Origin of the sequence: Bacillus sp. JNUCC-21 (assembly GCF_041222765.1) — a bacterium.
Lineage (GTDB): Bacteria > Bacillota > Bacilli > Bacillales > Bacillaceae > Bacillus > Bacillus velezensis.
Window position 1 is genome coordinate 1,246,681 of sequence record NZ_CP166019.1, and the last position, 22,315, is coordinate 1,268,995.

At 44.7% G+C, this 22,315-nt stretch carries 30 protein-coding genes; 25 read left to right on the top strand and 5 right to left on the bottom strand.

The window, feature by feature from the left end; all coding sequences use genetic code 11:
- Positions 1-33: 33 nt before the first annotated feature.
- On the top strand, positions 34-2,919 hold the full coding sequence (locus JNUCC21_RS06585; RefSeq protein WP_072589001.1) for a type 2 lanthipeptide synthetase LanM family protein: 2,886 nt from the start codon (positions 34-36) through the stop codon (positions 2,917-2,919).
- A 44-nt stretch (positions 2,920-2,963) separates the two neighbouring features.
- On the opposite strand, the gene JNUCC21_RS06590 is transcribed toward JNUCC21_RS06585, so the two are convergent.
- Entirely contained in the window at positions 2,964-3,728 is a 765-nt protein-coding gene (locus JNUCC21_RS06590; protein ID WP_369878689.1) for a sulfite exporter TauE/SafE family protein, read from the bottom strand.
- Positions 3,729-3,872: 144 nt separating this feature from the next.
- Positions 3,873-4,340, bottom strand: coding sequence for a DinB family protein (locus JNUCC21_RS06595; protein ID WP_025284602.1), 468 nt, complete (start codon positions 4,338-4,340; stop codon positions 3,873-3,875).
- Between the two features lie 205 nt (positions 4,341-4,545).
- On the opposite strand from JNUCC21_RS06595, the gene JNUCC21_RS06600 reads away from it, so the two are divergent.
- The 3 genes from JNUCC21_RS06600 (at position 4,546) to JNUCC21_RS06610 (ending at position 6,902) form a co-directional block, all read left to right on the top strand.
- Positions 4,546-5,682 carry a Rap family tetratricopeptide repeat protein gene (locus tag JNUCC21_RS06600; protein WP_087920760.1) on the top strand — a complete coding sequence of 379 codons (1,137 nt, stop codon included), beginning with the start codon at positions 4,546-4,548 and terminating at the stop codon, positions 5,680-5,682.
- Complete coding sequence (locus JNUCC21_RS06605; RefSeq protein ID WP_003154881.1) at positions 5,672-5,806, top strand: PhrA family phosphatase inhibitor; 135 nt, start codon at positions 5,672-5,674, stop codon at positions 5,804-5,806. The genes JNUCC21_RS06600 and JNUCC21_RS06605 overlap by 11 nt, the downstream gene beginning before the upstream one ends.
- A 142-nt stretch (positions 5,807-5,948) precedes the next feature.
- Positions 5,949-6,902: an N-acetylmuramoyl-L-alanine amidase gene (locus JNUCC21_RS06610; RefSeq protein ID WP_015417280.1), complete on the top strand. Its 954-nt coding sequence runs from the start codon at positions 5,949-5,951 to the stop codon at positions 6,900-6,902.
- A 37-nt stretch (positions 6,903-6,939) separates the two neighbouring features.
- Here the strand turns inward: JNUCC21_RS06610 and JNUCC21_RS06615 are convergent, their stop codons facing one another.
- Positions 6,940-7,317 carry a PH domain-containing protein gene (locus JNUCC21_RS06615; protein ID WP_007610770.1) on the bottom strand — a complete coding sequence of 126 codons (378 nt, stop codon included), beginning with the start codon at positions 7,315-7,317 and terminating at the stop codon, positions 6,940-6,942.
- Positions 7,318-7,428: 111 nt separating this feature from the next.
- Between JNUCC21_RS06615 and JNUCC21_RS06620 the strand changes: the two genes are divergently transcribed.
- Positions 7,429-8,034: a poly-gamma-glutamate hydrolase family protein gene (locus tag JNUCC21_RS06620; protein ID WP_015239671.1), complete on the top strand. Its 606-nt coding sequence runs from the start codon at positions 7,429-7,431 to the stop codon at positions 8,032-8,034.
- A gap of 138 nt (positions 8,035-8,172) precedes the next feature.
- On the opposite strand, the gene JNUCC21_RS06625 is transcribed toward JNUCC21_RS06620, so the two are convergent.
- The gene (locus JNUCC21_RS06625) at positions 8,173-8,763 is read right to left on the bottom strand and encodes an ImmA/IrrE family metallo-endopeptidase (protein ID WP_007610775.1); all 591 of its coding nucleotides are present in this window, start codon (positions 8,761-8,763) and stop codon (positions 8,173-8,175) included.
- Between the two features lie 148 nt (positions 8,764-8,911).
- A complete protein-coding gene (gene xre, locus JNUCC21_RS06630) occupies positions 8,912-9,250 on the bottom strand; it encodes an HTH-type transcriptional regulator Xre (RefSeq protein ID WP_015239672.1) in 339 nt (112 codons plus the stop codon).
- Between the two features lie 190 nt (positions 9,251-9,440).
- Here xre and JNUCC21_RS06635 point away from each other — a divergent pair, with 190 nt between their 5' ends.
- The 20 genes from JNUCC21_RS06635 to JNUCC21_RS06730 all read left to right on the top strand — a co-directional run bounded on the left by JNUCC21_RS06635 (position 9,441) and on the right by JNUCC21_RS06730 (position 22,301).
- Positions 9,441-9,620, top strand: a complete 180-nt coding sequence (locus tag JNUCC21_RS06635) for a hypothetical protein (RefSeq protein WP_007407285.1) — start codon at positions 9,441-9,443, stop codon at positions 9,618-9,620.
- Positions 9,610-10,437 carry a hypothetical protein gene (locus tag JNUCC21_RS06640; protein ID WP_020955681.1) on the top strand — a complete coding sequence of 276 codons (828 nt, stop codon included), beginning with the start codon at positions 9,610-9,612 and terminating at the stop codon, positions 10,435-10,437. The genes JNUCC21_RS06635 and JNUCC21_RS06640 overlap by 11 nt, the downstream gene beginning before the upstream one ends.
- The gene (locus tag JNUCC21_RS06645) at positions 10,337-11,137 is read left to right on the top strand and encodes an ATP-binding protein (RefSeq protein ID WP_007407283.1); all 801 of its coding nucleotides are present in this window, start codon (positions 10,337-10,339) and stop codon (positions 11,135-11,137) included. The genes JNUCC21_RS06640 and JNUCC21_RS06645 overlap by 101 nt, the downstream gene beginning before the upstream one ends.
- The gene (locus JNUCC21_RS06650; protein ID WP_003154863.1) at positions 11,137-11,304 is read left to right on the top strand and encodes a hypothetical protein; all 168 of its coding nucleotides are present in this window, start codon (positions 11,137-11,139) and stop codon (positions 11,302-11,304) included. Before JNUCC21_RS06645 ends, JNUCC21_RS06650 begins: the two co-directional genes overlap by 1 nt.
- Positions 11,305-11,401: 97 nt before the next feature.
- A complete protein-coding gene (locus JNUCC21_RS06655; RefSeq protein WP_007407281.1) occupies positions 11,402-11,743 on the top strand; it encodes a hypothetical protein in 342 nt (113 codons plus the stop codon).
- Positions 11,733-11,936 carry an XtrA/YqaO family protein gene (locus tag JNUCC21_RS06660; RefSeq protein WP_007407280.1) on the top strand — a complete coding sequence of 68 codons (204 nt, stop codon included), beginning with the start codon at positions 11,733-11,735 and terminating at the stop codon, positions 11,934-11,936. Before JNUCC21_RS06655 ends, JNUCC21_RS06660 begins: the two co-directional genes overlap by 11 nt.
- Before the next feature lie 113 nt (positions 11,937-12,049).
- Positions 12,050-12,562: a sigma-70 family RNA polymerase sigma factor gene (locus JNUCC21_RS06665; protein ID WP_007407279.1), complete on the top strand. Its 513-nt coding sequence runs from the start codon at positions 12,050-12,052 to the stop codon at positions 12,560-12,562.
- A 112-nt stretch (positions 12,563-12,674) separates the two neighbouring features.
- Entirely contained in the window at positions 12,675-13,472 is a 798-nt protein-coding gene (locus JNUCC21_RS06670) for a terminase small subunit (RefSeq protein WP_007407278.1), read from the top strand.
- The gene (locus JNUCC21_RS06675; protein WP_076423957.1) at positions 13,469-14,767 is read left to right on the top strand and encodes a PBSX family phage terminase large subunit; all 1,299 of its coding nucleotides are present in this window, start codon (positions 13,469-13,471) and stop codon (positions 14,765-14,767) included. Before JNUCC21_RS06670 ends, JNUCC21_RS06675 begins: the two co-directional genes overlap by 4 nt.
- A 48-nt stretch (positions 14,768-14,815) precedes the next feature.
- Entirely contained in the window at positions 14,816-16,207 is a 1,392-nt protein-coding gene (locus JNUCC21_RS06680; protein ID WP_094031916.1) for a phage portal protein, read from the top strand.
- Between the two features lie 19 nt (positions 16,208-16,226).
- A complete protein-coding gene (locus JNUCC21_RS06685) occupies positions 16,227-17,072 on the top strand; it encodes an XkdF-like putative serine protease domain-containing protein (protein ID WP_015239679.1) in 846 nt (281 codons plus the stop codon).
- A 26-nt stretch (positions 17,073-17,098) separates the two neighbouring features.
- Positions 17,099-18,034, top strand: coding sequence for a phage major capsid protein (locus JNUCC21_RS06690; RefSeq protein WP_007407274.1), 936 nt, complete (start codon positions 17,099-17,101; stop codon positions 18,032-18,034).
- 16 nt (positions 18,035-18,050) lie between these two features.
- Complete coding sequence (locus tag JNUCC21_RS06695) at positions 18,051-18,434, top strand: DUF3199 family protein (protein WP_015239680.1); 384 nt, start codon at positions 18,051-18,053, stop codon at positions 18,432-18,434.
- Positions 18,431-18,787, top strand: coding sequence for a DUF3599 family protein (locus tag JNUCC21_RS06700; RefSeq protein WP_007407272.1), 357 nt, complete (start codon positions 18,431-18,433; stop codon positions 18,785-18,787). Before JNUCC21_RS06695 ends, JNUCC21_RS06700 begins: the two co-directional genes overlap by 4 nt.
- Positions 18,784-19,287, top strand: a complete 504-nt coding sequence (locus tag JNUCC21_RS06705; protein WP_015239681.1) for an HK97 gp10 family phage protein — start codon at positions 18,784-18,786, stop codon at positions 19,285-19,287. Before JNUCC21_RS06700 ends, JNUCC21_RS06705 begins: the two co-directional genes overlap by 4 nt.
- Complete coding sequence (locus JNUCC21_RS06710) at positions 19,284-19,730, top strand: hypothetical protein (RefSeq protein ID WP_032871277.1); 447 nt, start codon at positions 19,284-19,286, stop codon at positions 19,728-19,730. Before JNUCC21_RS06705 ends, JNUCC21_RS06710 begins: the two co-directional genes overlap by 4 nt.
- On the top strand, positions 19,727-19,936 hold the full coding sequence (locus JNUCC21_RS06715) for a hypothetical protein (RefSeq protein ID WP_007610809.1): 210 nt from the start codon (positions 19,727-19,729) through the stop codon (positions 19,934-19,936). The genes JNUCC21_RS06710 and JNUCC21_RS06715 overlap by 4 nt, the downstream gene beginning before the upstream one ends.
- Entirely contained in the window at positions 19,936-21,333 is a 1,398-nt protein-coding gene (locus JNUCC21_RS06720; RefSeq protein WP_150941163.1) for a phage tail sheath family protein, read from the top strand. Before JNUCC21_RS06715 ends, JNUCC21_RS06720 begins: the two co-directional genes overlap by 1 nt.
- A 1-nt stretch (position 21,334) precedes the next feature.
- Entirely contained in the window at positions 21,335-21,778 is a 444-nt protein-coding gene (locus tag JNUCC21_RS06725; RefSeq protein WP_003154837.1) for a phage tail tube protein, read from the top strand.
- 76 nt (positions 21,779-21,854) lie between these two features.
- Positions 21,855-22,301: a phage portal protein gene (locus JNUCC21_RS06730; protein ID WP_003154836.1), complete on the top strand. Its 447-nt coding sequence runs from the start codon at positions 21,855-21,857 to the stop codon at positions 22,299-22,301.
- Positions 22,302-22,315: the final 14 nt, after the last annotated feature.

The following is a 22,315-nucleotide window of genomic DNA, read 5'->3' on the forward strand; positions in this document are numbered from 1 at the left end:
AGACAGTCAAGAATATATAAGGAAGTGATAAATGTGAACAAAACACAGAATTCGGATAACTATGTTTATGAAAACTCTATGTTAAATATTTTTAAAGAAGAGGATTATTTCGAAGGTTTTGCGCAGTATTATATAAGTATTTTTAAAGCTCAGATTGTTAAAGAAATAGATAGAATACCATCCGAAAGTCTGCTGGATAAGGGATGTCTTGTTGAATCGATATTAATTAATTATAAGAAAAAAATATACTATTTGGCGGGGAAAACACTTATCCATGAGTTTCATCAAACTTTTGACGAGTTTGATGAAAAAAATGAATCTAAAAATTATGATATATTCTCAGAAAGGCTGAAAAACTCCGCATTTGTTGAAGAAATACTCAATAATTATCCTGTATTGCAAGATTTAATCTCCAGATCCACTTCTGATTTTATACGCTTCACTATATCTATCATTAAACATTGGATTAATGACTATAAAAACATCCAACAAAAATTCAATCTTTCGTTCGGAAAAATGAGAAAGATTAATATGAATGCAGGGGATGTTCATAATGGCGGTAAAAGTGTTGTTATTATTGAATTTGAAAATAACAAACTCGTTTATAAACCCCGTTCACTGGAAATTGATGTTTTTTATGAAAAGGTCATTGATTATGTCAATCAGTATTATCAAACTAATTTAAAAACACCTTTATCCTTGGATCAAGGTGAGTACGGGTGGCAAGAGTATATACAGGCTGAACCGTGCGATAATATTGAACAGGTAAGAAATTATTATTACCAATTTGGAATGCATTTAGGATTTATTTATGCTTTTCAAGGGTCAGATTTTCATTTTGAAAATATCATAGCATGTCGTGATAAACCGGTGTTGGTTGATCTTGAGACTCTGTTTCAAAGCAGCCTCTTTTTTTCTGAGGAGAACAAGGAAAATGTTAATTTAATGGCATCAGCACAGGTAAATAAAACAATATTAAAATCTGCACTTTTTAACTATATGAGTTTTCCGGAAGATAACGGTTTGACTAATATAGGAGGCTTGATAAATACAGAAAATCAAAAAGGTGAAAAAGAAGAAGTGCTTCATATAAAAACAGATAAAATTTCTATGAGAAAGAAACAATATCTCTTTAAAAGGGGAAGGAACCTTCCTGTTTACAAAAATAATGTAGCAGAATGCTTTGAATTTGAAAGAGAGTTTATTGAAGGTTTCAAAAGAATATACTTTATTTTGAAAGAAGATTTATATATACGGAACCTTATAAGCGATTTAAATTATGCCCCCATTAGAATTATTGTCAGACCTACATATGTTTACGCTTCATTTCTTGAAACCCTCCTCCATCCTATGTATTTAAAAGATTATGGAGAAAGGATAAGGGTTTTATCTTTTATTAAGGATGCTTATACAAAATATGATGTATTTGATTCTATCAGTCCATTTGAGATCAATGATATGATGATCGGTGATATACCCTATTTTAATGCTCCTATTAGTGAAAAAAGGGTTTATTCAAATTCAATATACGTGGCGGATACAGGAATTATGAAACAAAGCGCTAAACAAGAAGTTTTAACTCGCTTAGAGAATATGTCAGAAGAAGACATGCACCAGCAAGTGAGCTTAATAAATATGGCCTTAAGCTCTACAGCGGCTAATTTGGATATCATTTGCAAAAATCAAATTGATGATTTTGCACCTGGATATTTTAAAAATGACATACAAATCAAAGAGCTGATTCAAATAGAAACAGATTGTATATTAAAACAAGCAATCGAATCGGAGAAATATCTTCAATGGGTATCAATAGTCTCGGCTCCCAATGGCACTTTATCCGTAGGCCCGCTGAGTTTTGGGCTGTACGATGGGTTAGCTGGAGTAGGGCATTATTTTTCAGCTTATGATTTTATTTATAATGATGAAAAAGTCAAGCCGATTCTTTGTAAAATAGTAAATTCAATTAATCAAATATATGAGCACAGCATTTATAAAACAAATTTCTCCGCTTTTTACGGGTCAAGTTCTTATATCTATTTTGTCAATAAAATGAGAGATACCGGACTTTTTTCGGAAAATGAAGTGAATAGTATGTGTAAAGCATACTTAGAGAAACTTCGTCAGGAAACCGCGCAAATAACACATACTGATTTTATAGGCGGACTCGCAGGTATATTAAAGGTTGTGATTCAGCTTGGCAAGTATTATCGGACTGAATTAATGGAAGATACGGCAAGGGCAGTTTGTAAAGAAATTTGCAAAAGAGCGATTCAAAATAGAAATGAAGCATTTTGGAAATCTGACGCGGATAAGAATATTGTTTTAGCAGGTTTTTCTCACGGTATTACTGGGATTTGTTATGCACTATCTGAATATTATGCGCATATTGAGGCATCTGAAGAAGTACTCAGACTGATTGAATCAGCTCTCAAATACGAAGATAGATTTTTTGATATTAAAATAAATAAATGGAGAGATAACAGAAAAAATGAGTCGGATTATTCTTCCGCAATGTGGTGTCATGGGTCTTGCGGTATTCTTCTTGGAAGAAGCAGGATATATGAAAATGTAGACGGGCGTATTCACGTCGGGTATATTAATGAGTCTTTAGATGACACATTGCTGAATGGAAATTCCCACCGTCAGGGCTACTCATTATGCCATGGAACGATGGGGAATATAGATGTACTTCACGCTATTAAGGATTTATCTCTCTTTAAAAATCGCAAGCAAGAGATTGAGAATACAATTAATATATGGGTTAACCATTTTAAAGAAACCCTATTGAAAAATGGCTGGCAAAATGGAATAAGAAATGATCATTCGGGACTTGGTATGATGTTAGGGAAAACCGGACAATTATTTGCACTCTTGAGATTAATTGATAAAGAAATTCCCACCCCGCTGGCTTTGGATTAAGGGGATTTCCCAAATGAAAAAGCGATCCTGTAAAGGACGCTTTTTTATATTAATTTTATTCCGCTGATTAAAATAATCGCCGCCATCACAAACTGCAGGGGGCGCGGTGAGAATTTCGGCGAAAAGAAGCTGCCGAGAAGCACACCCGGCACAGAGCCGATCAACAGATTCAATACAAGCAGGTAATCGACGCTTCCGAAGCTTGCGTTTAACAGACCGGAAGCAGTTACGAGCAGAAAGGCATGTGCGATATCCGTTCCCACCACTTCTGCCGTTTTCATTCTGAACAGGTATAACATGGCGATCGCAAATAATGAGCCGGACCCAATAGATGTCAGGCCGACGATGAAGCCGAAAATGACGCCGATCATTATCAAGAGTGTCCGCTTTTCTTCAAGCGTTTTTTGCTGCCAGCGGTTCGGCCGCAGTCTTTTATCGAAAAAAAGGCGGGCGATAATGGAAATGGCGACAAGGGTCAGTACGTAGCCGAGCGCCTGTTTGATAATCTGCTCCTGATGCTGGTGAAAAGCGGGAAACACGTGAAGAACACCGATGGCGGCTGTTGCGCTGGGAATGCTTCCGAGCGCCAAGTAACCGACAAGTTTAAATTGAACGGTGCGCTGCTTCCAGTGAGAAACGACACCGAACAGTTTGGTGATGGAGTTATATAAAAGGTCAGTGCCGACGGCGATTGAGGGGTTGATCCCCAAAACGATCAGTAAAGGAGTCAAAAGCGCCGCTCCTCCCACACCCGTCAATCCGACAAGCGTTCCGACAAAGAAACCCATAAACACAATGCTTACTGTCATCTGTGTGCCTCCTGAATAATCCTACTATTTTTATCAGATTATATATGATTAAGAGGCGGTAATCAATTAAATTTTCGGAAAATTTTATACAGAACAAAAAATCCGCCAGCCTGCTGTTATGTCGCAGACCGGCGGATGACCGGATTATGATTTTTGCTGATAAAACGGAAGTTCCGTGTGGCCCATTTCTCTGACATACACGAAAAGATTGCCTTTATGATGAATTTCATGCTCCATCGCAAGCTGAAGGAGAGCCGCGCCGGTCACTTTTCTGCCGAAAGAGGCGGTCAGGTCAATTTCGCGGTTCAGCTGCTCTTCTGTCAGCTGTGACAGGATGTCTGTCGTTTTTTCAGTACACGTTTCAGCCAGTTTGACGAGGTCTGTTTCTGCTTCTTCTTTCGGTTTGTTCTGGATGGCTGATGCGTTTCCGTCGTTAATGACGTTTGCAAACATAAGAAAAGAATAAACCATGTGCTTTACAAGTTCCTGAGCGGACATTGATGTCTCTGCCGGCTTGTAATCGTAATGTTCGCGGCTGATTTTTTCCGCCAGCTCAATCGTCACGTTTCGATGTGACAGAAAGTGGCTGACCAACTGATTTTGTGCTGTCATGTGAAAACCCCCATTTAATACAGAATAAAAAGCTGCAAGGATATGCTATATCAACGGCACGGAAGAAACAAGCAATAAGCTTGTGACGGAGATAAATCGTTGCGGATATCCGAAATTCGACAATTGCGGTCTTTTTGCGTTCTTCTTTTTCTAGCAAATATGATAAAATATGACATATCTCGGTCATTCCAAAAGGGGGGATTTATTGAGGATGAAGCAGACTATTCCGTCCTCTTTTGTCGGGCTCAAAATTAATGAATGGTATACCCATATCCGGCAGTTTCACGTCCTTGAGGCGGAGCGCGTCAAACGTGAAGTAGAGAGAGAGATCGAGGATATGGAAGAAGATCAGGATCTGCTGCTGTATTATTCATTAATGGAATTCAGACACCGTGTCATGCTGGATTACATCAAGCCCTTAAAAGAGGACCCTTCTCAGCCTGAGTTTTCAGAATTATTGGAAGACATTGAAGGCAACCAGTATAAACTGACAGGACTGCTTGATTACTACTTTAATTTTTTTCGAGGAATGTACGAATTTAAACAGAAAATGTTCCTAAACGCCATGATGTATTACAAACGGGCTGAAAAAAACCTTGCACTCGTTTCTGATGACATCGAGAAAGCTGAGTTTGCTTTTAAAATGGCCGAGATATTTTACAACCTGAAACAAACCTACGTCTCCATGAGTTATGCCGTTCAAGCCCTTGAAACGTACCAATCGTATGAGACGTACAACGTCCGCAGAATCCAATGTGAATTCGTTATTGCAGGGAATTATGATGACATGCAGTATCCAGAAAGAGCATTGCCCCACTTAGAACTTGCTTTAGATCTTGCAAAACAAGAAGGCAATCCCCGTCTTATCAGTTCAGCCTTATATAATCTCGGAAACTGTTACGAAAAAATGGGAGACCTCTCTAAAGCAGCCGAATATTTTGAGACATCCGTTTCCATTTGCAGGTCAGAAAAGTTCGATAATCTTCCGCATTCTATTTACTCATTAACACAGGTTCTTTATAAACAGAACACTACAGCCGAAGCAGAGAAGCAATACCGCCTCGGGCTCAGTATCGCCCGCGAATACAATGATGAATTGTTTGTGAATCTGTTCCAATTTTTACATGCGTTATACGGCAAGGAAATGGATAACGCATCCGTCAGGCACACGTTTGATTTTCTGGAAGAACACATGCTGTATCCGTATGTGGAAGAATTGGCGCATGACGCTGCCAAATTTTACATGAAACACGGACAGCCTGAAAAAGCGCTCACGTTTTATGAAAAAATGGTGCACGCCCAAAAACAAATCCAGAGAGGAGATTGTCTATATGAAATCTAAACTGTTGTCAGGATTGCTGCTTGTTGCTGTCGGGTTCAGCTTTACACAGGTGATCGGCCATGAAAGCCATTTGGAAAATCAAGCGGACGGCACATTCCATATTGCCGCGCGCAACCAAACATAACATAAAGACCCTTCTTTGGAAGGGTCTTATTTTTTGCATGCGTATCCATTCCATTTTTATCCGAATGCAGGGTCTATATGCTCAAGTTATCTGTCCTACGAATGCCACCTATTGATGAAAAAGGCATAAGGAGAGATGAAGAGTGGGGATTGAAGTGAAAAAACGGCTCGTATCGGCTGATAAATATGCGTTAAAATGTCCGAATCCGATGACGCCGGAGTATATTACCATTCATAACACGGCAAACGACGCATCCGCCGCTAATGAAATCAGCTATATGACGGGAAACAGCGAATCAACGAGCTATCATTTTGCGGTTGATGACAAAGAAGTGATCCAGGGAATTCCGTTGGACCGGAATGCCTGGCATTCGGGAGACGGCACGAACGGTACCGGAAACCGAAAGTCGATTGCTATAGAAATCTGTTACAGCAAGTCAGGCGGCGAACGGTACAGAGCCGCAGAAGAACTGGCGATTGCGTTCGCGGCGCAGCTTTTGAAAGAACGGGGCTGGGGGATTGACAGAATCAGAAAGCATCAGGACTGGAACGGAAAGTACTGCCCGCACCGCATTTTGTCTGAAGGCCGCTGGGATGAAGTGAAGGCGAAGATTGAAAAAAAATTAAGCGGGAGTATGCCGGCGAAAAAAGCCTCTATTGCTTCTTCCGCGTCTGAATACCATGTGAAAAAAGGCGACACCTTATCGGAAATCGCCGCATCGCACGGTGTCAGCGTAAAATCGCTGCAAAGCATCAACCATATCACCGATCCGAATCACATTACAGTCGGACAAGTGATCAAGCTCGCTCAGACGGGTTCTTCTTCAAAAAGTCAGGCTGTGTCTTCCTATCCGCTTCCATCCGGTGTGATCAAAGTGACGAAACCGCTGACGAAAGGGACAAACGTAAAACAAGTGCAAAACGCTTTATCCGCTCTTTATTTTTATCCCGATAAAGGAGCAAAAAATCATGGGGCGGACGGCGTTTACGGTCCGAAAACGGCAAATGCCGTAAAACGTTTTCAATCCGTCAGCGGGTTAACGGCAGACGGAATTTACGGCCCGAAAACGAAGGCGAAAATTGAAGAAAAACTGTAATCAATAAAACGGAAGCTCTCCGGGCTTCCGTTTCTTCTTACATACAAACTGCGGCAAGGGCCTTTTGAATATCATAAATGCTTTCATCTTTTTTAAACTGCTTTGAGACAGCGGGAAGTTCCGCGCCTGAAATCCAAATTTTCAGCTCTGAATCAAGGTCAAAGCGGCCGGCGGTTTCTACGCTGAATCTGGAAATGCTCTTGTACGGAATGGATTGAATCTCCGTTTTCTTCCCTGTGAGTCCCTGTTTATCAACAAGAATAAGACGCTTATCCGTAAAGACAATTATATCTCGGACAAGCTTAAATGCGGCGTTGACATTCTCACCTTCCAGCAGAATACGAGCCAGTTCTGCTTTTGCTTCAGCCGTCGATATTGTCGACGCATTGCCCAGCAATCCATTGATGAACCCCATGATATATCCCCCCCCTGATACGTATTCTATCAAATCATACTATAAAAAGGTTTCCATTCCCAGATGAGTAGAGTAAACTGGTGCTGACTGGAAAAGGAGAGCATGTTACACATGAAAGATAGATATGATAATTTCGCAGCCCTTTCTGCTGCTGAATCGGAATACAGAATTATTTATGAAGAAAAAGAGGGAAGTAAATGTATCGTCCTCGCTCCCCACGGCGGCAGGATTGAGCCGGGTGTCAGTGAGCTGGTGCGGGCATTTTCTGACCAAAGCTCAATTTATTTATTTGAAGGAACGAAGCGGTGCGATAACCGTTCTCTCCATTTGACAAGCACACGCTTTGACGAACCCCTGGCTTTAGAAAAAGTGACCGCCCATCATTACGGATTGGCTTTTCATGGGTATCATGATCTGAAAAAGGCAAATACACTCGTCGGGGGCGCGGATCTGGAAAAAGCAAGACTGATTTGTGATCTGCTGCGTGAAGCGGGGTTTGATGCCGAGCTGACAGAGAAGAATGATCGGCTGGCAGGTGTAAACCCCGGCAACATTGTCAATCGGACAAAAAGGAAAATGGGGCTGCAATTGGAAGTGAGCACGGCGCAGAGACACGCGCTGTTCAGCAATTTTGGCTGCCGGGGAGAAAAATATACGCCAACCGATCTGTTTTTTCGGTATGTAGAAGCCGTGAAGGCCGGTTTTTATGATAAATGAACAGGGGGCCCGTTCTTACATTCATTGAAGCTATGCGGCGCAAGAAGTGCGTGGCGGGCAGCACGGTGGGAACAGCGTCATGATGCAAAAAACCTTTCCTGCGATTTAAAATGCCGACACTCTGGCGGCGGAGTATCGCTAATTTTCAATAAAATACGGCGTTTTTTCTTCAGCGGCATGCAAGTGTGTCTGTCCGCTTTCATAATACACATTCGGCCGCTTGTCGGATAACAGACAAGCGAGCCGCTTCTGAAATTGAATACCTGCTTTACGCCGTTCAAACAGCTCCAGCCTTTTTTCCGCAAATGATGCCGTCACCCGGAAAGCGGCTGCGATTAAAATAACGGCATGGCTTCTCCGTTGGGGAAGCTCCATGTTTAACAGCATAAAGGTCGGCACACAGAAGTGGTACATAAAATGGTTGGCCTGAAATTCCTGCAGTTCCCTGAACAGCTTGTTCATATGAAAATGGTTGCCGGTATGCTTCAGTACATGGCACAGTTCGTGCGCAAAATCCTGCCATTGCTCTTCGGGTGACTTTTTTTGATTCAGGACGATGCTGTACATGCCGTCCCGCTTCAGCATCATACTGTGCGTATCTTCAAAATGAATCCAAATGTCAAGCTCCTTGGCAATCATCTGCATATCAATATGGAGAGGGGCGGTCATTCCCATGCGGCAATATAAGTTTTTGACGTATTCCTCAAGATGTGTTAAAAAATCGCCCAATTGAATACACCCTTTCGAACATATGTTCTTTTTTAAGCGAGAAAGAAAAGCCCTGATCGGACTTTGAATCAATTCCCTTTTCTTTTAAAAATAAACATTCAGCTTTTATATCGGCTGAACGTTAAGCAGTTTAAAGGAAAAGAGCGGATTATTTATGTTTTGGCCTGCGGTTTTTCTCTTTTTCTTTTAAATAATTAATGAATTCAATTGCCTGCTGCTTGCTTTCCGGAGAAAAGTCCTGCATGTCCCGATATGCGATCTGCAGGTCGGGATCGGCAAACATGTCTTCATCTGAAGGTTCTTTTCCGGTTAACAAATAATCAGTCGACACTTTGAAATAATCCGCAAGCTTTTGCAGCGTGTCGTAATCGGGTTCAGATCGGCCGTTTTCATAATGAGAATATCTGGCGCGCGAGACACCGATATGATTTGCGACTTCTTCCTGTGTTTTCTTTCCTCTGAGATTCTTTAATCTTCCGCCTATCATCCGAATGACCTCTCTTTTTTCAACACCCTAAGTTACTTATGATTATAGATACAAAATGTATCAAAATAAAGAGATGATAAAAAAAGTATCAAAAAGGTCTTGATGATACGAAAGGTATCGTATATAATCAACATCATAGAGATACGGAATGTATCAAAATACGATAAGAAATTGATCGGGAGGGTGAGAGATGCAGCCGATAATCATCCGTTTCAGCAGCAATCCGGCTGACCAGAGATGTTTAGGAAAAGCAGGCGGTTCGATATCTTTTACCGCTTGCGGACTTCCGGTATTCCGATTTGATAACCGATTGCAGTATGAACGCTATATAGGTCTGAAGACAAACGGAGACGTTCCTTATGAGTCGTAAAAGCTACCCGTTTTTCATCTATTCCGGATTATTGAATTCAGAACATTATGACAAAATAGGGTCCGCCATTTGGCTGTTTTTATGGTTCATCAGCTCAACGACAAAGGAACACGTAAAAGACGGTGTAAAGTGGGGGATCGTCCTTGGTCATAAGCCCGTAAAAGCAAGAGAGATGGCCGATGTATTTGCCGTCAGCGAAAAAACCGTCAGACGGTGGCTTGAGGTTTTGGAACAGCATGAATATATCAAAACCGTCCGCGCCCCTTACGGACTCATCGTCTCCGTAAAGCACTCGAAAAGATTCACGCCGAAAAAGACATTGACCCGCCCGGAAGCAACTGACCGGACAATATCGGCGGATCACCGGGACAAAAATGTCCGGAGAGAAATAGATATAACAAAAAATCATACTGCTGAAGAAGCGATTAACGACATTGCCGCCCATTTTATCAGATTAAGGTCTGCACAGGAGGGGCGGAGCGTATACCCGTCGCCCCGGGATTATCAGGCCATCGCCCGTATTGTTTCCCTCGGTGCGTCAGCACAAGAAGCAATCAAATGGCTCGGCGAATGCTTTACCGCTTTTGAACAGCGGCGCACATCTTCAGCTGAAACGATCAAGGCTTTCAGCTATTGCGCCAAGTATATGGAAGACCGCTTGAATGCACGAATTGCGGGAAGGACAATCACAACAAAAAAAGAGAGGAATACGATACATGACAAAACGAACGATCGAGCAGATACTGGCCGACCTGAAAAACGGAAAACGTCCATTACTGGCGGACAGACCGGAAGAATCAGACGAAAGCCGCTTTGACTGTCCGCTCTGTAAAGATCAGGGCGGTTATCTCAAAAACCAGCTGGGAATGGATGTGTGGGTTAAGTGCCGCTGCGCCGCCGAACGAAAAGCAGAGCGCATCCTCAGCGCAAGTGAGATTACAGGCGCCTTTCGGAAGCTGGATTTCAAAGGATTTATCACGCGGGGCAAGCCTCAGGCAGTCGTCGACGCATACGAGTGCGCCCTTGAATATGTTGAAAACTTCGACAAGATTAAAAACTGCCGGAAAAACAGCATTGCCCTTTTAGGGCGTCCGGGGTCGGGAAAAACCCATCTTTTGACCGCTCTCAGCAATTATGTCATGAGACAGATGCAGACACCCGTGCTGTATTTTCCTTTTGTGGAGGGCTTTACGGATTTAAAAAATGATTTTGATCTGCTTGATGCAAAGCTTGGCCGTATGAAACAGGCGGATGTGCTTTTTATTGACGATCTGTTCAAACCGCTGAACGGAAAACCCCGGGCGACCGATTGGCAGATTGAACAAATGTACGCCGTCGTGAATTACCGCTATTTAAATCATAAGCCGGTTCTTATCTCGAGCGAGCTGGCCTGTGACAGACTGGTGCAGGTTGATGAAGCCTTGGGCACAAGAATTTATGAGATGTGCAGCGATTATTTAGTCATCATTAATGGCAATTCATTTGACGTAAACCACAGATTAGAGGGGGCGAGATAATGTGTAAGCTGTGCGGGCCGAAGAAGGTCATTGTGACGGAAACGGGTTTCGGCGCTGTCTTTCACCCTTGCCCGAACTGCAAAACAGGCACTGATTTAACGCCGGTCATTAAACGTCTTGAGCGAATGGTTCAAGACGCAAAAGCGAGGCTTGATGCACGTGTATAAATATATTAAATGGCTTTTTTGCCTGCTGTTCAGGGCGAAACGGATAGAAAAGCAAATTGAAGCATGGCATGAGGCTGATGGAAAGTGAGGATAACCATTGCAAGAAAAACACAGCCCCGCTCCATGGCGGGCCGTACACAGCGGAAAAGAAAAACCCATTTACATTTATTCCGCTTACAGCGAAGCGGATAAAGAGAAGTTCCCTTATTCAAACGGAAGGCTCATCGCGGCCGTTTTCAACTTAAGTTCATACTCTCAGCAGATCAACGCGGCATTGATGGCAAAGGCCCCGGAACTTTTTGAGGCGGCCGAAACGGCTCTCCGCCTGCTCCGGGGAGAAAGTTCTGAAGAAAAAGAAGCGTTCATAAATGAGCTCGGAAGCCTCATACATGAAGTAAACATCCTGAAAAAAACGGAGGACGTAAAACATGAATCCTAAAAAACTGACTGACATTGAACATACAACATTACAAAGCCAGCTGGAAGAAGGCAAGGTTCGGGTGATTATTGTAGACGGACTGAAGAAGGAAGCATGGCTCGCCGAAGCGCCGGAGCACGGCAAAACGCTTGTCGAAACGCGAAAAGGGGATCTGGCCCGGGTCGAATATGAAATCGGCTTTAAATTGAATTAATCGAAAAAAACAGAATACGTCCAAGACGGAAAGCCTGCGGACACTGATCAATCGCGTACATGCTGCGCATTGGTTGGTGTCCTTTTTTTGTTCCGAAAAAGAGGAGGATCTGCATGGAAGACTTACTATTTGAATATAAACGCACGCTGAAAGAGACGAAAAAGTGGTACAAGCAGCTGGAGGAAGCCGATGAAACGGTGCTTACTTCAGAAGAACTGAAAGATAAAAAAATCATCAGAACGATCATTACAGATGTGGAATATGTCATCGAATGGCTTGAAAAAGGCCGGCAGCCCGGCATAAGAAGAGCGATAGACCGCAGAGACGCTTATCAGAGAATGCTGATTAAAGATCCGAGAATCATAGAAACCTATTCGCAGGCGCTGATGTTTGAACCTTCCGGGAATGTGACTGAAGAAGACAGAATCAGACTGCGGGACGCATTAGCCGTTTTAACGGATAGAGAAAAAGAAATGCTGCTGCTCCACAAAGCGGAATGCTTTTCATATGAACGGATCGCCGCCTTGCTGAATGTAAAGAAATCAACCGTACAGACGACGGTCAAACGGGCGCTTCTAAAAATACAAAAACAGCAGGAACAAAGAAATCAATCGCCTGCTTCATAAGTTGTCATACGTTTGCCACCTAGAAGTGAACAGACGATCACAAAAAGCGGCCCGATTAGAAGCCGCTTTTTATTATAGACAATCATGTCGGAGGTGGCGGTGATGCCGTAGCATGAAAAACGCAAAAAGAAAACAGGCATTTACAATCTATCAGTCTCATAAAGGCCGCATCACAAATCGCGCCCTTGCCGGCAAATCAGGCGTATCCGCAAGAACGATCGGCAGATGGAAAAAAGAAGGGCGCTGGGACGAGGCGCTTCATAAGAACGCGGAAAGCGGCGGAAAAAATAACCCGGGCGAAGGTGATGAGTTAAACGAACGCCAGCGGCTGTTTTGTCTTTATTATGTGAAAAGCTTTAACGCCACCCAATCTGCGATAAAAGCCGGCTATTCACCGGAAAGCGCGCATGTGACGGGAAGCAGGCTGTTAAAAAACGAAAAAGTCGCCAAAGAAATCAGCCGCATGAAAAAGGAAATGGTCAATAAAGTGTTTGTCGAAGCGATGGACGTTCTTCAAGTCTATGTGAAAATCGCTTTCGCCGACATTACCGATTATGTAACCTTCGGAAAAAAAGAGGTTCAGGCCTTCGGAAAATCAGGGCCGCTCTTTGACGAAAATGATAAGCCGATTATGCAGGAAATCAGCTACGTTGACGTTAAAGATTCGCACCTTCTGGACGGAACCATCGTCACAGAAGCAAAACTCGGAAAAGAGGGCATTGCAATAAAGCTTGCCGACAAGATGAAGGCTCTTGAAAAGCTGTCCTTGTACTTTGACCTTTTCCCTGATCAATTTAAACAAAAAATCGAAAATGAAAAATTAAAGCTGGCACAGCAGAAGATGGAAAAAACAGAAGACAGCCAAAAGCCGATTGACATTGTCATTACGCGGAAAGAGGAACGGTCATGATTGAAAAAGCGGTCAACCCGCGCTTTGAAGATTATTTGTTCAATTGGAATGAAACGTACCAATTTCTCGTCGGAGGCTACGGCTCGTCAAAAAGCTATCATACCGCGCTGAAAATCATCCTGAAGCTGCTTCGTGAAAAGCGGACGGCGCTTGTCGTGCGGGAAGTTTTCGATACGCACAGAGATTCTACGTTTGCCTTGTTTGAAGATATTATCGGAGAGCTTGAGCTGGGACATGCTGTAAAAGCCGTGTCTTCACCGATGAAGCTGAGATTTTCAAACGGAAGCCGGATTATGTTTAAAGGGATGGACAACCCGGCCAAATTGAAATCCATTCATCATATTTCACTGATTTGGATTGAAGAATGCTCTGAAGTGAAGTATGAAGGCTTTAAGGAGCTGATCGGGCGTCTGCGCCATCCCGAGCTTTCGCTTCATATGATATGCACCACAAATCCCGTCGGCACCTCCAATTGGACGTACCGGCATTTTTTTCGTGATGAGCAAAAAAAACGCTTCGTATTGGATGATCAGACGCTGTATGAAAAAGGCACCGTCGTTAAGGGGGATACGTATTACCACCACTCCACAGCGTGCGATAATCTGTTTTTGCCGAAAAGCTATATTAAGCAGCTGGACAGTTTACGGCATTACGATCCCGATTTATACCGGATCGCCCGCAAAGGACAGTTCGGCATCAATGGCATCCGCGTGTTTCCGCAGTTTCAGGTCATGGAGCACAACGAAGTAACGGAGCGGATTGCTTCCATCAGGCGCCCCCTGTTTCGGACCGGCATGGATTTCGGTTTTGAAGAGTCATACAATGCGGTCATCCGGCTTGCCGTCGATCCGGATCAAAAAGAGCTTTATATTTTCTGGGAGTATTACAAAAACAAAATGACCGATGATCAGACAGCTGAGGAGCTTCAGGAATTGGCGGATCAAAAAGAGCTGATCAAAGCGGATTCGGCTGAGCCGAAAAGCATCCAATATTTTCGCAGGCAGGGCTTTTGCATGGTTGCGGCCAAAAAGTTTCCGGGCTCAAGACTTCAGTATACAAAAAAACTGAAACGGTTCAAACACATCTATTGCTCAGACAGCTGTCAACATACGATCCGCGAATTGCAGAACTTAACGTACGCAAAAAACAAAAACGGCGTTCTGTCGGAAGATGAGTTTTCAATTGATCCCCACACACTTTCAGCCATTTGGTATGCGCTGGATGACTATGACGCGGCGGATCTGAAAGATGCATCACAAAAACGGAGACGTCCGAATCGGGAAAGGAGGAGGTAGGCGTTGCCGAACTATCAAAACGTTAGAGCCACCGTCTTTAAATCAAAAATGGCCGCGCCGCAGGCAAGGCAGATGAACGAAGATCAATTTGCCGATCTGTACGGCGAAGACATCATTTCACCGCCCTATAATCTCATTGAACTGAAAACAATCGCCGAATACTCGACGATTCTTCAGCAGTGCATTGACGCGTATCGGGTCAATATTACGGGTTTTGGGTTTGATGTGGAATACACCTTTGATGTAAATAGCCCAGATTGCTCCCCGTCAAAAAAGGCCCGGGCCGAAAAAAACTGGATGAAGCTGGAGAGCTTTTACAAATGTCTTCATTTTGATGAATCGGCCGAGACGATCCTCGGATATGCGATAGAAGACCGTGAAAAAACGGGCAACGGTTTTCTCGAAGTGCTTCGGGACGGGGCGGGAAAACCAGCGGGGATTGAATATCTGGATGTGAAACATATGCGCGTCTGCGGTGTGACTGATCCCGTTGAAGTTACATTTTCTTATGAAGAAAATGGCGCATCCAAAACGATTAAAAGGCAAAAACGGTTCCGTAAATATGTTCAGATGCTGAACGGTCGGAAAGTGTTTTTTAAGGAATACGGCGACCCCCGCATGATGGACATGAGAACCGGCGAATACGTAAAGACCCTGTCTGAGGAATACCGGGCAAATGAAGCCATTCACTTAAAAATCGGCAGCGGCACTTACGGAATTCCGCGCTGGGTCGGCAATATCGTCAATCTGTACGGCGCCCGGAAAGCGGAAGAACTGAATTTTATGTATTTCAAGCAGGGCCGTCACGTGCCGGCCGCCATTACGGTTGAAAACGGCATGCTGTCAGAAGCATCGTACAAAGAGCTCCAGGATTATATGAATGACCTGGAAGGGGTGGAAAACGCCCACAAGTTTCTGCTGATTGAGGCGGAAGGCATTGCGAAGGAAAAAGACCTTCACGGAGGCGAAGACATTACGCCCGTGTCTGTGGAAATTAAATCACTTGCGGAAATTCTGCAGGATGATGCGCTGTTTCTTGAATATGACGACAAAAGCAGAAATAAACTCCGCTCCGCTTTCCGTCTCCCGCCGCTTTATACGGGCGAGGCGCAGGAATACAACAAAGCCACCGCCGATACGGCACGGAAAATAACGGAGGAGCAGGTGTTTCAGCCGGAGCGGAAAACGCTGATTAATAAGCTCAACACGTTATTTTTGCCTGAACTGGGTCTCCACGATGTACAGCTTACATTAAAAGGGCCTGATTTTCGCGATCCGCTTGAAATTGCGAAGGTGCTTACACCATTTATTTCCGCCGGCGCGGTCTCTCCTAATGACCTCCGTGATCTGGCCGGAAGAGTGCTCGGCAAGACGCTTGAGGAGTGGCCTGAAGAGTACTACAGCCGGCCGGTGCTGAAAGGGAAAAAGGAGCAATCCTGAAAGGGGGTGAAAACATCTCGTGCCGAGAGAATTGAGAAATGCCGTCATCAGTTTTGTGAGCTATGTCGATAAGGCGGCGAACCAAACGGAATTCTTTTTTACAAAATCAGCCGGAGGCCTTCCGTCATTTGAAAAAAAGGTGCAGGTGTTTACAAAAAGCGAATCGGATGAGCAGAAGCTTGTTTACGGCATCGTTTACGAGCCGGATGTCCCGGATGCCCATGGCGATTATATGACGGCTGAAGAGATTGAAAAGGCCGCTCACGGTTTTTTGGCGGACGCCCGCAACATCGATACAAATCATAATTTTGAAGGCGGGACCGGCGAGGTGGTGGAGTCGTACGTCGCCCCGGATGACTTTGAAATCGGGAATGCTGTGATCCGGAAAGGATCTTGGGTGCTTGTCACCAAAGCTTCCGATGAAGTATGGGATCAGATTAAAGCCGGTATCATTACGGGCTACAGCATGGCGGGAACCGCTGACGTTTACGAAAAGCCGGCAGAAAAGCAAGCCGGCTTATTCGGCGCGGTCAAGCAATTTCTCGACCGTGACCGCAAATCAAGAAACCGCAAAGGAGAGGACTTGAACAAGATGAGAAAAGAAGACGTTAGAGAATCGATTGAGCACGCGCTGCACCCGCTTTTAAAGCGGCTTGACAGCTTGGACCAAAACACGGAAGACAAAGACGGGGCGGCTGCGCCGTCTGATGAAGAAAAGCTGAAAACGCTTGTTGAGGACATGCTCGCGCCGATTATTAAACGCATTGAAGCGCTTGAAAAAGTAAGAGGCGCATCAAAGCAGCCGGAAGAAGAGACGGGCGGCCAAGAGCCTGTTAAAAAATCCATTTGGAGCGGACTGCTTTAAGCCCAGTCAGAAGGAGGAACTGTAGAGTGAGAAATCAAGATATCATCAGAAAGGCGGAAATGTCACTTTCCGCTTTAAAAAGCGGCGGTTTAATGAACCCCGCACAAGCTTCAGCATTTATCCGCATGGTGCAGAACACGCCGACCATTTTCAGCGAATCGCGTGTGATTCAAATGGAAAATGACTCGCAGAAATTTGAAAAAATCGGTTTCGGACAGCGTATTCTGCGTGCCGCTGAGGAAGGAAAAGCCTTAACTGACGATCAGCTGACCGTCCCGGCAACAAGTACGGTGCAGCTGAATACGAAAGAAGTCATTGCGGAAATTAATATCACCTATGACACGCTTGAAAATAATATTGAAAAAGACGGCCTGCAGCAGACGATCATGCAGATTTTGGCGGAGCGGGCGGCAGTCGATATTGAGGAGCTTGTCGTAAACGGCGATACATCTTCTTCTGATCCGTACTTGGCACAGCTTGACGGAATCCGTAAGCAGACTGTATCTCACGTCATTGACGGAAACGGGGAAGAGCTGTCCAGAGCCACATTTAAAAAAGGCTTAAAAGCCATTCCGGCTAAATATTTGCGCTTGCCTCAGGAATTCAGATTTTACACATCTCAAGGCATGGAGATTGAATGGAAAGACCGTGTGGCTGACCGTCAGACCAATCTGGGGGATCTTGCGGTGCAGGGCGGTTTGTCTTCAGCATTCGGCGTTCCGGTCAAAGGAGTGTCCAATCTGCAGCCGTACTCGGTCGGAGAAGGTGACTCCCAATACGATGCGTCTGACATCATTTTGACTCACCCAAAAAATATCATTCTCGGTTTTTCACGGAATATCCGAATCGAAGTAGATAAAGATATTCGCAGCCGCAAATTTATTATCGTACTGACGGCTAAACTTGACAGCAAATTTGAAGAAGAAGATGCAAGCGCCAAAATCGTAAACGTTAAAGAATAAGACGGGGGTGGCAGTTATGTTAATTCAGCCGTCTGACGTTGTTTCATATTCAGTTTATGATCAAGTCAAAAACAGGCCGGAGCCGCTTCTAATACAGGACATTCTGGAGGCGGAGGCGGAAGCGGCCAGAATGGCGGGGCATTCGTTCACTGACCCTATTTACTCACCGCTTCCCGAAAAGATTAAGCTTGCGTTATTAAAGCTTTCTCAATATTTTGCGCTGATCAACCAGAATGAAGCAGCCGCTTCCGCCTATCAATCTGAAAAGATAGGCGACTACTCGTATACGGTGGCAGGTGAAGGCGGAATCAGAAAACCGGCGGTGCACCATCTGCTCTGTGAATATATCACGCCGGGTTATTCCCCGGTTTCTGCAATCGCAAAGGTGAGACCTTTATGAGCTACGAACGGCTGCTCACTGACAGATGCGATATTTATCATGAGACGGTGTCAGTTCCGAAGGCCGGACGCTTCGGGATTCCCGCCGAAAAGCTCCAGCCTGTCTTTTCTTATCCGGAAGTGCCCGACGCTGAAGACGTGCCGTGTCTGTTTGTTGAAAAACAGCAGCAGCTTATTCAGCTTGCGCCTGATCATAAGGTATATCAGCGGTTTCTCGTTCATTTTCCGAAAGAGGCCGCTGTGCGTGTCAATGACAAAATCATTTGGGAAGGACAGGCGTATATTCTGGAAATGCCGAAGAAAGCAAGACAGCACCATTGGGAGGTTATCGCTGTGAGAGATGACAGGCTATGAGCATAAAAAACCTTGAACAATGGAATCGGTCGCTGCAAAAGGCATCATCCGGAGAATTTGCCCGTCAGGCAGGCGAATGGCTGGAACAGTCAGGAGAGGATTTTCTCGACTTGGTACGGGAGGAGCTTATTCATTCGGGAGGGATTGATACAGAAAACCTGCTGTCTTCTTTCCGAAAAGGAGCGCAGGATCATGTATGGATCATTGAAAACGGGGGACTGACCCTTGAAATCGGCACCAATGTAGAGTATGCCTCATTCATAAATGACGGACATTGGACCGTCTCAGATGAAAATGTCAGATGGGTGCCCGGGTATTTTCAAGGCTCCCGGTTCATCTATGATCCGTCAGCTTCAACGGGAATGGCGCTCAAAAAACAGTGGATCAGCGGGAATGGGTTTTGGGACAAAGCCCTTCTTTTGTATGAAACACTCTTCGCCGAATCGCTGGACAAGCGTTTCAATCAGTGGCTTAACACGTTGGGGGGAGATATCGGATGAATCGCGAAACCGGTTCAATCGCCGCTTTTTTGTATCAGCAGTGCGGCGTGCCCGTATATGAAAATGAACTGCCTGAACAATTTCAGGTGCCGTCACTATACATTCCGCCCCCATTTGTTTTTGACGAAAATGATACAGTCTCCACTTATAAGAAAACGTACAGTCTGAATGTGAAGCTGTTCCATGCCGACTCGGTGCAGGCGCTCTATACAGCCGACCGGATCGCTGATGCGGTGAGAGAATCAAGACAGCTGATTCCGCTGCTTACGGAATCAGGGGAGGATACCGGTGATTTCGTCCGCATCAGCCGTATCGAAACAAGAGTCGGAGACAAAGGCGAGGCAGTGATCACAATCCGCTGGACGAGCCGCTACTACTATCAGAAACAAACATCTCCCGCACTGCGGGATGTGGACATTAACAGCGGGGTGAAAGAAAAGTGAAACAACATAAAAAGAAAAATGCCGCAGCGGCGGAACGAGCGGTTCTTTATGACACGGCGGATTTAACAAAGCACGCGAAGGAGCTTTTCGGCGTAAAACCTGAGATTCTCCAGGGGGCTTTATTCGGCGTGAAGCAAAAACAAATGACAAAAGCGCAAGCCAAGTCTTACATTGAAGCATTTTTAACCAAGGAGGTCATGCAATAATGAACGGCGGAACATTTACGCAAGGAAAAGAAAAAGAACGTGCCGGGATCTATTTTAACTTTAAAACAACCGCCCAGGAGCGGGTATCGATCGGTGAACGCGGGATTGTCGCCCTTCCCGTCGCATCCGGCTGGGGGGAAGCGAAAACATTCGTTTCCATTTCAAGTATTGAAGATTTGAATAAAAAAGTGGGGCTCAGTATTGAAGATCCGTCACTGATTCTGCTTCGTGAGGCGAAAAAGAAAGCAAAAACCGTTTTGATGTACCGTCTGACAGAGGGAATCAGAGCGAGCGCCGATCTTTCGCAAGGTGTTAAGGCAACCGCTTTGTACGGCGGTTCAAAAGGAAATGACATCATCATCCGCATCAGTGAAAACGTCCTTGATCAGACCGCTTTCGATGTGACCACTTACATGGATGAAGCGGAAGTTGACAAACAAACGGTGAAAAAAGCCGAAGAATTAAAAGAAAACGGCTATGTCACATTCACGGGAACGGGCGAACTGTCGGCTTCCATCCCGCTGACAGGCACTGAGGAAGAATCCGGGGAAACGTTAAACCCGCAGGCAGGCATCCGTCTCGCGGGCGGAACTGATAAAGCACCGGTCAACTCAGACTATACGGATTTTTTAGCTGCTGCTGAAACGGAGAATTTCGATGTCATCGCTCTTCCTGTCGCGGAAAACGATCAGCTGAAAGCGACATTTGCCGCATTCATTAAACGCCTTCGCGATGCGCAGGGACAGAAAGTGCAAGGGGTGACCGCCCATTACAGCGGGGATTATGAAGGCATTATCAATGTGACTGAAGGTGTCCTGCTGGAAGACGGAACCGAGATTAAAGCTGAAGATGCGACCGCCTGGGTGGCAGGCGCAAGTGCCAGCGCCGCATTTAATCAATCCTTAACATTCGTTGAATACGAAGGCGCCGTCGATGTGCTGCACCGCCTGACTCATGATGAAGTGATCGAACGTCTTTCCAAAGGTGAATTCCTTTTCTCTTATGATGCCCGTGATAAGTCAGTCAGCGTTGAAAAAGATATCAACTCATTGGTGACATTTACGGCAGAGAAAAACAAAAAGTTCGCGAAAAACAAAATCGTCCGTGTGCTTGATGCGGTGAATAACGATTTGACACGTGAACTGAAAGCCTTAATTAAATCGAAAAAAGGCACGGGCAGCGATCTTCCTGCGACAAATGACGGCCTTCAATTCGTCAAAACGATGATCATTCAATATTTGACTACGCTTCAGGATGCGGGCGGCATCGCCAACTTTGATTCAGACAAAGACATTACAATCGGGCTGAATGAAGACCGCGACGGCTTTTTAATCGATCTCGCCGTACAGCCTGTGGATGCGGCAGAAAAATTCTACTTTAACGTGGAGGTAAACTAAGATGGCATTAAAAGCGCAAAACACGATTTCAGGAAAAGAAGGCCGTTTATTTCTCGACGGAGAAGAGATGGCGCATATTAAAACGTTTGAAGCAAACGTGGAAAAAAACAAATCAGAAGTAAACATCATGGGCCGCCGCATGACGGGACATAAAACAACAGGCGCCAACGGAACGGGCACGGCAACATTCTATAAGGTCACATCCAAATTTGCTGTCCTTATGATGGATTACGTCAAAAAAGGCAGCGACCCGTATTTTACGCTGCAAGCCGTTCTTGATGACAAATCATCGGGCCGCGGAACAGAACGCGTCACTCTGTATGACGTCAACTTTGATTCTGCAAAAATCGCCGGACTGGACGTAGACTCAGAAGCACTCGAAGAAGAAGTGCCGTTTACCTTTGAAGATTTCGATGTGCCGGAAAAGCTTTCTGAAACGTTTTAATTAAGATCGGTATGAGTGAAATAGGCCTTTTTACAGGCCTGTTTTTTATAAAAAATAGAGTAAGGGAGTTTTCATCATGAGCGAAAAAAACGAACAAGTATATGATCTATCATTCTTTATGCCAGGTAAAACAGTCGAGGCTGAGGAGATTCGGGTTCCGCTTTCAAAGCGTTTTGTCGATAAAAAAGGAAACATCGTGCCTTTTATTTTTAAAGCCATTACGACTGAGCGCATTGATGAACTGGAGAAGGAAAGCACGACATATAAAAATGTGAAGGGCAGAGGCCGCGTAAAAGACTTAGACAGCCAGCGCTTCTATGCGCGGATCGCGGTTGAATCTACGATTTACCCTGATTTCCGGTCTAAGGAGCTCCGCGACGCTTACAAAACGGCAGATCCGGTCGAGGTGGCAAAACGCGTGCTTTCAGTCGGCGGTGAGTATGCAAATTGGCTGAATAAAGCGATTGAGATCAATGGTTTTGAAGATGAATTAGAAGATCTGGAGCAAGAAGCAAAAAACTGATAAAAGATGGGAAT